We start from the raw sequence: 15,518 nt of genomic DNA on the forward strand, positions 1-15,518 counted from the left end.
GTTATGAGTTCAAAATGGCAGGAGAAGTCGAGCGTTCGGCCGAAACTTTTGGTGGACTTGGTACAATCATCATTATTACTATTTTTGGAATTGTCGCTATTTTAATTCTCGAATTTAAGACCTTCAAAAGTATGTTTATCGTACTTTCCGTTATTCCATTGGGAATGATTGGTGCAATTTTAATTTTACTTTTTACAGGTAATTCTCTTTCGTTTACTGCCATCATAGGAATTATAGCTTTGGCAGGAATTGAAGTTAAAAACTCTATTTTATTGGTAGATTATACCAATTTCTTACGAAAAGAGAATGGTTTGAGCATCGACAAAGCCATCGAAGAAGCGGGTGAAACTCGATTTATTCCAATAGTGCTAACAACAATGACTGCAATTGGAGGAATGATTCCGCTAATTATGGAACACTCTCCATTGTATTCGCCTTTGGCTTTGGTCATTGTTGGGGGCTTAATTTCGTCATTGATTTTGACCAGAATCGTTACGCCTGTGATGTATAAATTGCTACCTCCGAGTGTGTAATTCTTCCAAAAAAACCCTGCAAGGTCTAAAAAAAGACGGGGTCGCCCAGACCTTGCAGGTTTCAATTTCTGTTATCAAAACATCTTACAACTGCTTTCTTAAACGAGCCACTGGAATATTGAGTTGTTCACGGTATTTGGCAACCGTACGACGAGCAATATTATAACCACGATTATTGAGCATTTTTTCTAATTTATCGTCAGATAGTGGCGAATTTTTAGGCTCATTTTCTATCAATTCTTTCAAGATATTTTTCACTTCACGGCTCGAAGCATCTTCTCCTGAATCTGTCGCAATTCCTTCCGAGAAGAAATATTTCAATGGATAAATACCAAAATCGGCTTGCACAGACTTGCTATTGGCTACACGAGAAACCGTTGAGATATCCATTTCAATACGATTGGCAATATCTTTCAAAATCATTGGTCGTAACCTTGATTCATCTCCGTCTAAGAAGAATTCATGTTGGTATTCCACAATCGACTTCATAGTTTTCAAAAGCGTCTGTTGGCGTTGCTTAATGGCATCAATAAACCATTTGGCAGCATCTAATTTTTGCTTTACAAAAGTTACAGTTTCCTTAATGCTTTTATGTTGAGCCGAACCATTTTTGTCAGTTTTGTCGTAAGTATCAAGCATTTCGGCAAAAGAACGACTTACACGAAGTTCGGGGGCATTTTTAGAATTCAGAATAACATCTAACTTGCCATTGTTATTTGTTACGATAAAATCAGCCATCAAATATGCGGCTGTGCTATCACCGTTACCAATATTACCGGGTTTTGGATTGAGACGAGTAATCACTTTTATTGCAGATTTTATACCTTCATCATCAATATCTAATCGACGTTGAATTTTTTCGTAGTGTTTTTTTGTAAATTCATCAAAGAAGTTTTCAATAATTTTTACTGCTGTTTCAACCGCTATGTCTCCTTGGTCTTTACGTTCGAGTTGCAGTAACAAACATTCTCTTAAATCTCTTGCTCCAATACCTGCTGGCTCAAAAGTTTGAACTTTTTTCAGAAGACCAATCAGTTCGTCTTCGCTGGTATAAATATTTTGTGTAAAAGCTAAATCATTACAAATAGAGCGAAGCGGACGGCGGATATAACCATCTTCCTCAATACTACCTATCAATTGCATCCCTATTGTTTCTTGGCGAACATCAAGGCGTAAAAAACCTAATTGTTGTACCAAAGATTCGGCTAAAGTATTGGTCGCAATAACAGGCATTATATCTCGGTCATCATCGCCCCAACCATCGCCTTGCATTTTATAGCCCGCATAGTCATCTTGGTTCAAGTATTGCTTTACGTCAAGACCTTCATAGGTTTCGTATTCACTATACTCACTATAATCATCATGTTGACTATCTCCGTCATAATCATCATACTCATCTTTCACACGCTCATCTATATCCATGCCTTCCTCTAAAGCAGGGTTCACCTCAAGTTCTTCCTCGATTCTCTGGTCAAGCTCGGCAGATGGAATTTGTAACAGTTTTATAAACTGAATCTGCTGAGGGGACAGCCGCTGCTGTAGTGATTGGTTAAGACTTAATTTTTGCATTGTTTAAGTAGAGTTATTTCATTCATAATAGGGATCTTTATCAACCCCTCCACATTTTTCGTGCCAATTGAAACATCTTGCGTAAATAAAGTAAAATGTTTTTTTTCTAACTGCCAAATATTTTACGGAAATAAATATGAAAAATAAAATGATATTCTAATAAACAACTGATAATAAACACTTTAACTGTTTTTTATAAGTTTTTATTTTTCTGTATTATACAGACAATAATATCTGAAAAAAAGTAAAAGGGTAGAAAATAAATACTCAAAAATATTTTTCAATATTTGAGAAAAATGGGAAGTAAAAAGATTTGTATGTTGGCTCACATCAGCCTTCTTTTTAAGGATTAGGCAACAAAAAAGTAGCAGTGTAAAGCTGCTACTCAATCAGTAAAATGATTTGATTTTAGTGTTTTTTAACTTTTGCTTTTGAATTGCAATAGTCAAAATAGGTAGGTGTTGAACATCCGCCGAAGCGAAAAAATGGTATAGGTTGAATAAGGTGATGCAAATATAGTACATTTCTTTGAAAAAATATAATACTACAAAGTAATTTTAAAAAAACATTAATTCATTAGAAAAATTTGACATCAGACATTCGGCAAAACTTCAATCCAAATGAAACGAAAATATATACTAATAAACTCCATTTGCCTGTAACTAATTGATTATCAATTGTATTCATAAATCTGAAATCGCAAATCATATAATCACTTTAGTATGTTTTGCAAAAATCACTAACTTTGGGGTGTTATTTCTAACAAAACCATTGCCCAATGACAGTTCAAACAAACGTGCAGCTAAAACCTTTCAATACTTTTGGAATCGAAGCTAAAGCTAAATATTTTGTAGAAATTTCGACCATAGTCGAACTTCAAAACATCTTACAAAATCCTGATTATCAAGGTATTGAGCGACTGATTTTAGGCGGAGGAAGTAACTTGCTTCTAACAAAAGATTTTGATGGATTGGTCATAAAAATCAACATTAAAGGCTTTGAAGTTGTGAAAGAAAACGACGAAAATATTTGGATAAAGTCGGGAGCTGGCGTTGCATGGCATGATTTGGTGATTCACTGTGTGAACCAAAATTATGCAGGAATAGAAAATCTTTCACTTATTCCTGGCACTGTCGGAGCAGCTCCTATGCAAAACATTGGTGCGTATGGCATCGAAATAAAAGATGTTTTTGAGGACCTTGAGGCTATTGAGATAGCAACAGGCAAAACCAAGATATTCGATCAACAAATTTGTAACTTTGGCTACCGAGAAAGTATTTTCAAACACGAAGCCAAAGGAAAATATATTATTCTGAACGTAACATTTAAATTAAACAAAAAGCCAACGTTTTATGTAGAGTATGGGGCGATAAAAGATACGCTTGCCGAAATGGGCATTACTGAGTTAAGTATAAAGGCCATTAGTGACGCCGTAATTCATATTCGCCAAAGTAAATTGCCAAATCCTGCCGAAATTGGCAATGCGGGTAGCTTTTTCAAAAACCCTGAGATTCAGAAAACACAATTTGAAATACTGAAAGCACAATTTCCAACAATTCCTTCCTATCCTGTTAGCGAAACAACAACTAAAGTTCCTGCAGGCTGGCTCATCGAGCAAGCTGGCTGGAAAGGACAACGCTTTGGCAATGTGGGTGTTCACGCCAAACAAGCCTTAGTGCTGGTCAATTATGGCGGCGGAAAAGGTGAAGAAATCAAGATATTATCTCAGAAAATTCAAGTTTCGGTCAAAGAAAAGTTTGGCATTCAACTTTCGGCTGAAGTCAATTTTGTTTGATTAATAAAATATTTTTCACAATATAACCTATTGATAATCAGTAGATTATGTTGTGAAACTTTTGACTATTTAAAAAAAGATTTCTTATAAAGCAACCTTCTTTGCTACTTCTTGCATCTTCATTATGTAAAGCAAATTTTCAAAAACGCTGCAGCAGTTTTTCAAATATAGCTCAATAGAAATGGCATTTCTATTGAGAATAAAATACCAATCACTCACATTTAATTTAAAAAATTATGAAAACGCTTGTAAAAACAATCGCTGCTTTAGCTGTGGCTATTACAATAAATTTTGGTGCTGTTGCACAAGACGAAGACACAGATTACACCCATGTTTCGGTCAAAAAACGTAACATGTTTTCTCGAAAAGACTTTGGTTTGTACGTAGGTTTGAATAATTACGAGTCTAAAACTCTACCAGAATTAGACAACCTTAATTCAAGATATGTAGCTTTGAATTGGAGAAAAAATCATCGTTTAATCACAGGAAATAATGTAGATGTTGCTCTTGGAACTGGTTTTGAATTTGCGTGGAACAATTTTATGCTGAAAGACAATATTGTTTTGAAAAACCAAACCAACGGTGCAACTTTTATCGATGCTAAAGAAAATTTGAGCAAATCGAAATTGGTCGTGACAAACTTTAACATTCCTTTGATGTTGCAATTTGGATTCAAAGAAAGCCATTGGAAATTAGGTTTGGGAGCGTATGGCGGTGCAAGAATTGACAGTTATATGAAAACTGTGGGCGAAAATGGCAAAAAACGTAACCACGGTACCTATAACTTAAATAAATTTCACTATGGACTTGCCGCAGAATTAGGACGAAACAACTTTGCTTTCTTTGCTCGCTACGAAAAAACTCCCATGTTTCAAGACAAAAACCCTATCAATGGGAATACCATTATGTTTGGAATTCGTTTATAAAAAAATGTGGTACATATATTTTTTACTTGTAGGTGTTCAAAACTTTGAACACCTACAAGTATTTTTTCAAATCTTCCAAAAGTCATTCAAAAGTCAAATCCAAAATACAGTAATAGTTTCGTGATAACCACTCGAATCGGTATTCGTTCCACCACTGGCTTCATTGTAGGTGCGAATGCCTACTTGCATTTGGGCGAGGGCTTCATCATAATCAAAGTTAGCCACATGCCAAAGTTCACTAATCAAATGGGCTTCGTGAGTTCATTCTTTAGGTGAAAGTGTTTTGGCTCTAAAGCCATCAACAATATGCTCGAATTCTTTGTTGAGTAGAGGAGATTAAATAACTCTCGTGGCAAATTTTATTCTGTTTTTTTAAGCAAAAGAATAAAAATGCTGTGAAAATTAAAATATTATTTTGTTGCGTATTTTAACCTCAATATTATCATATATTTGTCGAAAACTAAACCTTAAAAACAATGCATATTTTCGACCATACCCTACTCAAAATCCTTCAAGTAACCATTTCGCTTTTTGCGGGAGTACTTTTCTTACAATCAGGCTTTGACAAAGTCTTTGATTTTAAAGGAAATAAACACTATATTCAGAGTGTTTTTGCCAAAACCATTTTCAAATCTTTTTCGGGTATTTTGTTTATAATTATTACGATTTTGGAAATTTTAGCAGGGATATTAGCATTTTTTGGCGGAGTTTTTTATTTTTTTGAAGGACAAGCTGACTTTGCTATTTTGGGCTTGGAACTTTCTCTTATTTCTATTCTTTGTCTTTTTACAGGTCAACGCATTGCCAAAGACTACGCAGGAGCTGCTTCGTTGGTAGCTTACTTTTTGTTGATAGCTTTCGGACTTTATTTGTTTGCTTTGGTAGGGTAAAACGCTGCCTTCGACTGCTTCGGTAGCCCGATTGGCTTAGGTAAATTTTTTCGGTAGGTGAGCGGAGTTGAAACCATTATAAAACATCAAAACCACTCGCTCCGCATTTCAATCGTTACACTATCGGCACTTTGTAAACGTTTTACTAAAGAACCAACTTTTACTAATTCGTACTCATAAAAATACCTCATTGTCATCAATTTTCCTTGATAAAAATCTTGGTCTGCTTCATGAGCCGTTGCTAAATTTTGCTTTGCCACTACCGACTGACGCAACCATTGCCACGCAATGGTGATGATGCCAAACATTTCTAAATAAAGTGTTGCATCAGCCAAATATTTCTCTACTTCGCCTTTGCCAGCCAAACCTAACAAATAGCTAGTTGCTTGCTGAGCTCTGCCCAATGATTTTTGCAGTTTTTCACTAAATGGCTGTAAGTCAGATATTTGAGAAGCATCAACCAATGTTTTAGAAACTTCTCCAAAGAAAATCTGTGTTGCTTTACCATTTTGAATCGTGATTTTTCTGCCCAATAAATCAAGTCCATGAATACCAGTTGTTCCTTCATGAATCGGGTGAATACGAGCCTCACGATAATATTGCTCCACAGGAAAATCAGTTGTATAACCTGCTCCACCCAAAATCTGTACCGCCGCACTTGTTGAAAGGCAACACATTTCGGAAGGATATGATTTGGCAATAGGCGTGAGCAAATCAAGCAATAAATTAGCTCGTTCTTTAGCTTCTCCTTCTTCAACATGAATCAAATCTGATAATTTACTACAGTACAAAAGCAAAGCCAACGAACCCTCAACTACTGATTTTTGAAACAACAACATTCGCTTCACATCGGCATGATTGATGATGCTAATTTGAGGTTTATTTGGGTCTTTTTCAGAAATCTTTCTGCCTTGCGGACGCTCTTTTGCATAAGCCAACGAAGCATAATAAGCTGCCGTTCCAATAGCCGTTGCGTTCATTCCTACGCCAATACGAGCTTCATTCATCATCTGGAACATATAACTCAAACCCTTGTGCGGCTCGCCAAGCAAATACCCCAAGCAATCATCATTTGAGCCAACCATCAAATGAGCAATCGGAGCCCCTTTATAACCCATTTTATGATAAACGCCTGCTGTCAAAACATCGTTACTTTCCAAGCTTCCATTTCGAATTCTTCTTTGAGGAACTACAAACAACGAAATTCCTTTAATGCCTATCGGCCCGCCTTTGATTTTTGCCAACATCAAATGCACCACATTTTCACACATATCGTGGTCGCCACACGAAATATATATTTTTTGTCCTTTTATCTTGAAAATATGCTCGTTTTCGGTCGGTTCGGCAGAAGTAGTGATATCCGAAAGAGAACTCCCTGCATCTGGTTCGGTCAATGCCATTGTGCCTTGCCATTCGCCTTTATACATTTTTGGCGTGAATGTTTCGACCAATGTCGATGAACCAAACGTGCGAATCAAGTTAGCTGCACCCGTTGTAAGAAAAGGGTAAACACTTGCCGAATAATTGGCAGCTTGGAAGATAAACGCTGCGGCATTGAGCACCGTAGCTGGAATTTGCTGCCCACCTTCTTCATAGCTGAATGACGCATTTATCCACCCATCTTCACCAAATTTTTTGATGATTGCCTTCATTCCTGCATGAACTCTAATTTTTCCATCAACCAATTGCGGTTCATTTCTATCCATTTCGGTCAAGAGCGGACGAAGCATTTTTTCGGAAATCTGTTCTGCAGCATCAAGCACCATTTCGAAAGACTCTCGATTATGATCTTGAAAATAAGAATACTGCGTAAGTGACTCACTATCAAGTATTTCAAATAATTGGAAATGTAAATCTCGTTTTGAAAAAAACATATTTTCAGGTTGAATTTTATTTTTGATGAAGATATTTTCACTGATAACCACTTCTCCCATCCAACGGGTTTCGCCGCCTTCAAAGGGAGATTTTTGGGTCTTTTAAACTTCTATAATTATAGGCTATCCACACAACCGACACCACAGCCACGCCCAAAATTCCTCCTGCAAAAACGTCTCTTGGGAAATGTTGAAAAAGATACATGCGTGAATAACCCACCAAAATTGCTACGAAAAGGCTGAAAAAACCCCATTTTGGTTGCTTCAAAATTAGTAAAACGAAACTTGCAAAAGCAAAAGCGGTAATAGTATGTCCCGATGGGAAACTCTGCCAATGATGTATTTCTACGCCTTTTACTAAATGAATATCTCGTCCCGTATTTTGATAAACCTCCATGGGGCGAGGCAAATTAAATATTTTTTTCAGCGAAACCGAAACAAAAACCTTTGCCAACCATACCACTAAAAGGAGTTTTATTTTACCCAATTTATCTTTTTTCAATATATAGTTTGAAAAAAAAAGTGCGACGAATAACCCTAACCAAACATAATCATCTCCCAAAAATGTTATGTATTTAAAAACCACATCAAAGAAGTCGTTATGGTGTTGATTTACCCAAAACATCAAATCATTTGTAAAATAAAAAATCTGTAATAATGCCCCTACGATGACCCAAAGCAAAAAAACAACAAAAAATGAGCGGTTATTAATAAGTATTTTAAGCATTTTCTCTAAGAAACTTTCGTAATTCCAAAATTAGCCGTAAATTTGCAACCTTTCTGTGAAAACGTGAGCAAGATACTATCAAAATATGACATTCACATTCAAGGACTCGAAGATAAGCGTTATACGCTTGATTTCGAGGGAGAGAATGCTTTTTTCGAGGCTTTCGAGCAAGACCTTATCACAAAAGGTTATTTCAAAGCGGTCGTAAAACTCAATAAAAATTCTTCTTTTATACAGTTGGATTTTGAGATTACGGGCGTTGTTGAACTGATGTGCGACCGAAGTCTTGAATTATTTGATGAGCCAATTCAGACTTTTGACAAATATATTTATAAATTTGGCGACCGTTATGAAGAAATCACCGACGAACTCGAAATGATTCCTCATGGTGCGGCAACTATAAATATTGCCCAACATATTTATGATTTTATTGCCATCACAATACCTATGAAAAGACTTCATCCAAGATTTAGAGATGAAGAGTTTGATGAAGATGGTTTATTACTTTACTCGACTGATAAAGAAACGGTTGAAGAAAAAGCACAAGAAATTGACCCTCGTTGGGCAGCTCTTGGAAAATTGAAAATTGAGAACGGTTCGCAATAGCGATTAAGTGCGTAACGCAACCAATTCCTTTTATATTTATAAAAATTGTTACATAGTTAATTGTTAAATTGAAAAATGGCACATCCTAAAAGAAGACATTCGACAAGTAGAAGAGATAAGCGTAGAACGCACGATTCTTTATCAACCAAAGCATTATCGGTAGATGCAACAACAGGCGAAATTCACGTTCGTCATCGTGCCCACGTATTTGAAGGTAATTTGTTTTACAAAGGCAAATTAGTTGCAGAAGGCTACCAAAAGGTTTAAAGTTTAATGCTTGCGATTGGTTACTGGTTACTTTAATTTGTATGTATTTTGGTTCAAAAAAACCAATTTACAGATACCAGTAGCTAATACCCAAAAACAAATATTTACTCACCAAAGAGATTGCTTTATGAAAATTGCCGTTGATGTTATGGGGGGCGATTTTGCTCCCAAAGCCATCGTCGAAGGTGCTGTCATAGCTGCTAATCAATTGCCAGAAGGAGTTAAACTGGTATTGATTGGTAAACAAAGTATAATGCTTGATATTTTGCGAACGCTGAAATATCCTGCTCATGCTATTGAAATGGTCAATGCTGATGATGTCATCGAGATGGGTGAACATCCTACACGGGCGTTTTCTCAAAAACCCAATTCCAGCATTGGAGTTGGGTTTAAACTTTTAAAGGAAAAGCAAGTTGATGCTTTTTGTAGTGCTGGTAATACTGGTGCTATGATGGTCGGCTCGCTTTTTACTGTAAAAACCGTTGGAAACATCCAACGTCCACCCATTGCGGGTTTCCTTCCTTTGAAAAATGGCGGTTATAGCCTAATGCTTGACATTGGTGCTAATGCCAACTGTAAACCAGAAGTTCTTGCCGAATTTGCCGAATTAGGTTCACTTTATTCTAAATTTGCCTTTGGTATTGACCACCCGAAAGTTGCTTTACTAAATATTGGTGAAGAAGAACAAAAGGGCTCTACCGTGGTGCAGGCTGCCTACCAATTATTAAAAATCAACAAAAAATTAAACTTTATTGGAAATGTTGAAGGTCGTGATTTATTTGATGGTAAAGCTGACGTAATCATTACCGAAGGGTTTACTGGGAATGTGATTTTTAAAATGGGTGAATCATTTTATGATTATACTGCTTCAAAAGGCATCAAAGACCCTTTGATTGATCGCATGAACTATGAAGTTGGTGGTGGTAGCCCAATCATCGGTATTAAAGGAAATGTGATTGTAGCACACGGTATTTCTTCACCTGAAGCTATCAAAAACATGATTTATTTGGCAAAACGTCAGATTGAATCAAGAGTAACTGAGCAAATAATCGAAGCTTATGAAGATTAATATCTAGTCTTCAATATTACAGGCTTCATTATTCTACAAACTGACGACCATCAGTTTATAGACAGATAAACCTAAATTAATTAGGAGGTCAGACTTTTCTTAACCAAACTATAAATGAAACTAAAAGCAGCCATCACAGGCGTTCATGGCTATGTGCCAGAAGATATTTTGACCAATGAAGATTTAGCGAAATTGGTAGATACTAACGACGAGTGGATTGTTACTCGAACAGGTATTAAAGAACGCCATATTCAACGAGGTGACGGTTTAGCTACTTCTCACATGGCATCTGAAGCTGTAAAAGGATTGCTCGAAAAAACAGGTACTGACCCAAAAGATATAGATTTAGTCATTTGTGCAACGGTTACGCCCGACTATATGTTTCCTTCTACTGCCAATTTGGTTTGTACCCAATGTGGTATTCCAACTATTGGTAGTTTTGATATTTTGGCTGCTTGCTCAGGTTTTTTATATGCTTTATCGGTTGGTTCTCAGTTCATTGAGTCTGGAAGATACAAAAAAGTAATCGTAATTGGTGCCGATAAAATGTCGGCAATTGTAGATTACACCGACCGTACCACTTGCGTACTTTTTGGTGATGGTGCAGGAGCAGTATTACTTGAGCCAACTACTGAAGATCAAGGTTTAATAGATTTCATACTTCGCTCTGACGGAACAGGAGAAAACCACTTGATTATGAAAGGTGGTGGAAGCCGTTTTCCTGCAAGCCACGAAACAGTTGAAAATAGATGGCATAATATTCACCAAGAAGGCCCATCGGTATTCAAGTTTGCTGTAACAAATATGGCAAATGTATCTGCCGAAATAATGGAAAAAAATAATTTGACGGGTGATGACATTGCTTGGTTAGTGCCTCATCAAGCCAACAAAAGAATCATTGATGCAACGGCTCGCCGCATGAATATTGGAGATGACAAAGTAATGCTTAATATACAAACCTATGGCAATACTACTGCCGCAACTATTCCGCTTTGTTTGTTTGACTACGAAAAACAAATAAAAAAGGGCGATAATTTGATTTTAGCAGCCTTTGGTGGAGGTTTTACTTGGGGAGCAGCTTATGTAAAATGGGCGTATTAATTTAATGAGTGAATGATTGAAGGGGGAGAATGTGTAACTTTTTTAAATAAAATATACTAACTTCATTCCAAATCTATCTACTATCAAATATTTACGAATAAAAAAATAAGAATTAGTAATGGCAAATACAGCAGATTTTAGAAATGGTCTTTGTTTAGATTGGAACGGCGACCTTTATACGATTACAGATTTTCAACACGTAAAGCCAGGAAAAGGCCCCGCTTTCGTTAGAACAAAGCTAAGAAATATCCGAACAGGAAGAGTGATTGATAATACCTTTAACGCTGGCGTAACTGTGGTTACAGCACGTATCGAAAAAAGAGAATATCAATTTCTTTATAAAGATGAATCGGGCTATAATTTCATGGAAAACGAAAATTTTGAGCAGTTTAATCTTGACGAAAAATTAGTTCCGCAAGCCGATTTGATGAAAGACGGACAATTAGTTTCAGTATTGGTTCATGCCGAAACAGAAACTGTTTTGAGCGTAGAATTACCTCAATATGTTGAGCTTCGTGTTACTTATACAGAGCCGGGTTTGAAAGGCGATACTAGTAATAATCCAATGAAACCTGCAACTGTTGAAACAGGTGCAACAATTAAAGTGCCTCTTTTTATCGAAAATGATGAATTAATTAAAGTTAATACGCTTACTTACGAATACGATGCCAGAGTAAAAGAAGGCAGGTAATTAAAGCCATTTTAAAGACGATAACTTTTTGAGTTCGAAAAACAGAATTTAGAGTATGGAATTTTATCAATTCCAAAATCATATCTTCACCTTTTCAAATTTCTTTGCAGCTATCGTCTTTCTTTTTACATTTGCAAACCAAATACTTAAAACCACGAATAACCTCTACCCTTCATGGAAACAAAAGACATTCAGAAATTAATAGATTTTATCTCTCAGTCTGGCTTAGACGAAGTAAATATCGAAACTTCAGAGCTAAAATTGGCTATCAAAAGATATTCAAATGCTGTACCTGTCGCAGTTCAAACACAGCCGAGTTTTATTGCACCAGCTCCAGCAATGGCTACCCCAACTGCACCACAAGTAGCGGCTGCTCCAATTATAGCTGCTCCAGTTGCCGAAGCAAGCAATTTGATTACCATAAAATCACCAATGATAGGCACTTTCTATCGTTCGACAGGTCCAGATAAACCCAACTTTGCCGACATTGGCAGTGATATTGAAATAGGAAAAGTAGTTTGTATCATTGAAGCAATGAAGCTTTTCAACGAAATAGAATCAGAAATATCTGGTAAAATCGTGAAGATTTTGGTTGAAAATGCAACTCCCGTTGAGTTTGACCAGCCTTTATTCTTGGTTGAACCAGTTTAAAAATTCATACGCTCATGGCATCTGTTCATTATCCTCGCACATTTCAAGGATTCCTTAACTGGAAACCCGAAACTCGCTATAAATACGAGTGGAATAAAGGGAAAATTGAAAAAACTGACAAAATGAAACAATTAGAATTCTTTATTTTAAAGGCACTTAGCCGCCTTTTCGTAAAGACAAATGCTTATCAAAATGGTGCAGAACTTCTTACAGAAGGTGATGTTTTAACTTCTTCTGAACAATTGAGAAGACCCGATTTGGCTTATTATACAGAAAGCCAGATTATTGAAACAACCAAGGGTATCAATCAAGTACCAACGTTTGTTATTGAAATTATTTCTCCGAGCGATAATCAGAATAAAATTTTAGAAAAAAATCAAGAATACTTTTTAGCGGGAGTACAGCTTATTTGGCTAATTATGCCTAACCTTAAACAAGTTCATATTTATTCGTCACCAAAAAAAGTACATATTTGCACAGATGATGATATTTGTTCGGCAAAACCCGTTCTTCCTGATTTTGAAATAAGTGTGAATAATTTGCTTACATTTCCGAGTTAAAGTATATCAATTAATATTGATTATTTTATTGCAAACCTAAAACCTATGTTCAAAAAAATATTAATAGCCAACCGAGGCGAAATCGCCCTCCGAATTATCAGAACTTGCCGCGAAATGGGCATCAAAACAGTAGCCGTTTATTCAACTGCCGATCGTGAAAGTCTGCACGTAAGATTTGCCGATGAAGCTGTTTGTATCGGACCTGCAGCCAGTCGTCAGTCATATTTGAGTATTCCGAATATCATTTCAGCAGCTGAAATAACCAATGCCGATGCCATTCACCCAGGGTATGGTTTTTTGTCAGAAAATGCTGAATTTTCACGAATTTGTGCCGAATATGGTATCAAATTTATCGGAGCAACCGCCGAACAAATCAACTACATGGGAGATAAAGCTACGGCAAAAGCAACTATGAGAGATTCGGGCGTACCCATTATTCCAGGTTCAGACGGTTTACTCGAATCGGTTGAAGAGGGCATCAAACTTTCGGAAGAAATGGGTTATCCTGTTATTGTGAAAGCAACGGCGGGCGGTGGTGGACGTGGTATGAGAATCATTCATAAAGCAGAAGAATTTCAGAAAGCTTGGGACGATGCCAAAATGGAATCGGGTGCGGCTTTTGGAAACGATGGTTTATACTTAGAAAAATTTATTGAAGAGCCTCGTCACATCGAAATTCAAATTGTGGGTGACCAGTATGGTAAAGTTTGCCACCTTTCGGAGCGTGATTGCTCGATTCAACGCAGACACCAAAAATTACTTGAAGAAACTCCTTCACCAGTAGTAACACAAGAATTACGTGAGCAAATGGGCGAAGCTGCCATTAAAGGTGCGGCTGCCATTGGTTATGAAGGTGCAGGAACAATTGAGTTTTTGGTTGACAAACACGGCAAGTTCTATTTCATGGAAATGAATACCCGTATTCAGGTTGAACATCCTATTACGGAAGAAGTTACTGATTTTGACTTGATTAAAGAACAAATAAAAGTAGCGGCTGGCGTACCAATTTCGGGCAAAAATTACTTTCCAAAATTATTTGCCATGGAATGCCGTATCAATGCCGAAGACCCTAAGAATAATTTCCGACCTTCGCCAGGCAAAATTACTAATCTCCATTTCCCAGGCGGACACGGTGTCAGAATTGATAGCCACGTTTATGCAGGATATACAATTCCGTCAAACTATGATTCGATGATTGCCAAGTTAATTGTAACTGGGCAATCGAGAGCAGAAGTGCTTACACGAATGAAACGTGCTTTGCAGGAATTTGTGATTGAAGGTGTAAAAACTACGATTCCGTTCCATATCAAATTGATGGATGACGAAGTTTTCAAATCTGGCTTATTTACAACAGCTTTTTTAGATACATTTGATTTTAGTGATTTATAAAAAGTAGTTAATTGCCGACAGTCAACAGATTTTATAAAAAGCTCCCTAACAGGAGCTTTTTTAGTTTCAATACATCTTCCAAATATCATAACCAAACCTCAGAATTAGCCCAAAAACTACTACCAAAAAGAGAATTCTGATAAAGCCATTTCCACGTAAAAGTGCCATCCGACTACCAATGTAAGAGCCAGCCATATTAAAAAGCATCATTGGTAATGCTACTTCAAAAACCACAAATCCTTTACTTACAAAGAAAATTAGCGAACAAATATCAGCAATGACATTGACCACTTTTGAAATAGCCGAAGCCGTCAAGAAGTTATAGCCAATGATACTTACAAAGCCAAAAACCAATAAACTACCAGTTCCTGGCCCTACAAAGCCATTGTAAAAACCCGTTGTCATGCCAATTAACAAACCATAAAGAGGAATTTTACTCAACTCAAAACGATGTTTTTCTTCATGACCTAAATCCTTTTTACGATAAGTATAAATCGCAATCAAGGTCATTAAGATCAAAATCGTTGGTTTCAAGATTCGTTCGCTCATCAAACTCGACATCAAAGCTCCTAAATATGACATAATTCCCGCCCCAATTCCTGCATAAAGAACGGTTTTGAGTGGGATTTTAACTTTTTTAGAATATTGATAGCCCGCAACGGCCGTTCCCATAAATGAAGCAAAACGATTCGTTCCGATGATTTGTGGAACCGAATAACTCGGAAATAAAATGAATAATGCAGGGGCTTGTACTAAACCGCCACCGCCAACAATAGAATCAACAAAGCCTGCTAAAAAAGCAGCAAGACAAGCAAAAAAAGTAATTGTAACCAAGAGAATTTTAATTGAAAATGAAAAATAAGACGTTTG

Annotated in this window: 17 protein-coding genes; 12 read left to right on the top strand and 5 right to left on the bottom strand. The window is 36.6% G+C overall.

What is annotated here, in order from left to right; all coding sequences use genetic code 11:
* The coding region (locus ACH2CJ_RS13805; protein WP_394993489.1) for an efflux RND transporter permease subunit at positions 1-533 on the top strand (533 nt) is incomplete at its 5' end.
* An 84-nt stretch (positions 534-617) separates the two neighbouring features.
* Here the strand turns inward: ACH2CJ_RS13805 and rpoN are convergent.
* Positions 618-2,102 (bottom strand): RNA polymerase factor sigma-54, encoded by a 1,485-nt coding sequence (gene rpoN / locus ACH2CJ_RS13810; protein ID WP_394993490.1) that lies wholly within the window; start codon positions 2,100-2,102, stop codon positions 618-620.
* 778 nt (positions 2,103-2,880) lie between these two features.
* Here rpoN and murB point away from each other — a divergent pair.
* Both murB and ACH2CJ_RS13820 read left to right on the top strand, forming a co-directional pair.
* Positions 2,881-3,897 carry a UDP-N-acetylmuramate dehydrogenase gene (gene murB / locus ACH2CJ_RS13815; RefSeq protein ID WP_394993491.1) on the top strand — a complete coding sequence of 339 codons (1,017 nt, stop codon included), beginning with the start codon at positions 2,881-2,883 and terminating at the stop codon, positions 3,895-3,897.
* A gap of 236 nt (positions 3,898-4,133) precedes the next feature.
* Entirely contained in the window at positions 4,134-4,823 is a 690-nt protein-coding gene (locus ACH2CJ_RS13820; RefSeq protein WP_394993493.1) for an outer membrane beta-barrel protein, read from the top strand.
* A 93-nt stretch (positions 4,824-4,916) separates the two neighbouring features.
* Here the strand turns inward: ACH2CJ_RS13820 and ACH2CJ_RS13825 are convergent, their stop codons facing one another.
* Positions 4,917-5,069 carry a hypothetical protein gene (locus ACH2CJ_RS13825; protein ID WP_394993495.1) on the bottom strand — a complete coding sequence of 51 codons (153 nt, stop codon included), beginning with the start codon at positions 5,067-5,069 and terminating at the stop codon, positions 4,917-4,919.
* A gap of 230 nt (positions 5,070-5,299) precedes the next feature.
* Between ACH2CJ_RS13825 and ACH2CJ_RS13830 the strand changes: the two genes are divergently transcribed.
* Entirely contained in the window at positions 5,300-5,713 is a 414-nt protein-coding gene (locus ACH2CJ_RS13830) for a DoxX family protein (protein WP_394993496.1), read from the top strand.
* An 86-nt stretch (positions 5,714-5,799) separates the two neighbouring features.
* Here the strand turns inward: ACH2CJ_RS13830 and ACH2CJ_RS13835 are convergent, their stop codons facing one another.
* Both ACH2CJ_RS13835 and ACH2CJ_RS13840 read right to left on the bottom strand, forming a co-directional pair.
* Positions 5,800-7,587: an acyl-CoA dehydrogenase gene (locus ACH2CJ_RS13835; RefSeq protein WP_394993498.1), complete on the bottom strand. Its 1,788-nt coding sequence runs from the start codon at positions 7,585-7,587 to the stop codon at positions 5,800-5,802.
* Positions 7,588-7,666: 79 nt separating this feature from the next.
* A complete protein-coding gene (locus tag ACH2CJ_RS13840) occupies positions 7,667-8,314 on the bottom strand; it encodes a phosphatase PAP2 family protein (RefSeq protein WP_394993500.1) in 648 nt (215 codons plus the stop codon).
* 63 nt (positions 8,315-8,377) lie between these two features.
* Here ACH2CJ_RS13840 and ACH2CJ_RS13845 point away from each other — a divergent pair, with 63 nt between their 5' ends.
* From ACH2CJ_RS13845 to accC, 8 genes are all read left to right on the top strand, one after another.
* On the top strand, positions 8,378-8,920 hold the full coding sequence (locus ACH2CJ_RS13845) for a YceD family protein (protein WP_394993501.1): 543 nt from the start codon (positions 8,378-8,380) through the stop codon (positions 8,918-8,920).
* A gap of 75 nt (positions 8,921-8,995) precedes the next feature.
* Positions 8,996-9,187 carry a 50S ribosomal protein L32 gene (gene rpmF, locus ACH2CJ_RS13850; protein ID WP_394993502.1) on the top strand — a complete coding sequence of 64 codons (192 nt, stop codon included), beginning with the start codon at positions 8,996-8,998 and terminating at the stop codon, positions 9,185-9,187.
* A gap of 127 nt (positions 9,188-9,314) precedes the next feature.
* Positions 9,315-10,256, top strand: a complete 942-nt coding sequence (gene plsX, locus ACH2CJ_RS13855; protein WP_394993503.1) for a phosphate acyltransferase PlsX — start codon at positions 9,315-9,317, stop codon at positions 10,254-10,256.
* A gap of 114 nt (positions 10,257-10,370) precedes the next feature.
* The gene (locus ACH2CJ_RS13860; RefSeq protein ID WP_394993504.1) at positions 10,371-11,357 is read left to right on the top strand and encodes a beta-ketoacyl-ACP synthase III; all 987 of its coding nucleotides are present in this window, start codon (positions 10,371-10,373) and stop codon (positions 11,355-11,357) included.
* 118 nt (positions 11,358-11,475) lie between these two features.
* Entirely contained in the window at positions 11,476-12,048 is a 573-nt protein-coding gene (efp, locus tag ACH2CJ_RS13865; protein WP_394993505.1) for an elongation factor P, read from the top strand.
* A 174-nt stretch (positions 12,049-12,222) separates the two neighbouring features.
* Complete coding sequence (gene accB, locus ACH2CJ_RS13870) at positions 12,223-12,699, top strand: acetyl-CoA carboxylase biotin carboxyl carrier protein (protein WP_394993507.1); 477 nt, start codon at positions 12,223-12,225, stop codon at positions 12,697-12,699.
* Between the two features lie 14 nt (positions 12,700-12,713).
* Positions 12,714-13,259 carry a Uma2 family endonuclease gene (locus ACH2CJ_RS13875; RefSeq protein ID WP_394993508.1) on the top strand — a complete coding sequence of 182 codons (546 nt, stop codon included), beginning with the start codon at positions 12,714-12,716 and terminating at the stop codon, positions 13,257-13,259.
* Positions 13,260-13,304: 45 nt separating this feature from the next.
* Entirely contained in the window at positions 13,305-14,648 is a 1,344-nt protein-coding gene (accC, locus tag ACH2CJ_RS13880) for an acetyl-CoA carboxylase biotin carboxylase subunit (protein WP_394993510.1), read from the top strand.
* Positions 14,649-14,714: 66 nt separating this feature from the next.
* On the opposite strand, the gene ACH2CJ_RS13885 is transcribed toward accC, so the two are convergent.
* Positions 14,715-15,482 (bottom strand): sulfite exporter TauE/SafE family protein, encoded by a 768-nt coding sequence (locus tag ACH2CJ_RS13885; protein WP_394993511.1) that lies wholly within the window; start codon positions 15,480-15,482, stop codon positions 14,715-14,717.
* Positions 15,483-15,518 lie beyond the last annotated feature (36 nt).

This window comes from Emticicia sp., from assembly GCF_043780375.1.
Classification (GTDB): domain Bacteria; phylum Bacteroidota; class Bacteroidia; order Cytophagales; family Spirosomataceae; genus Emticicia.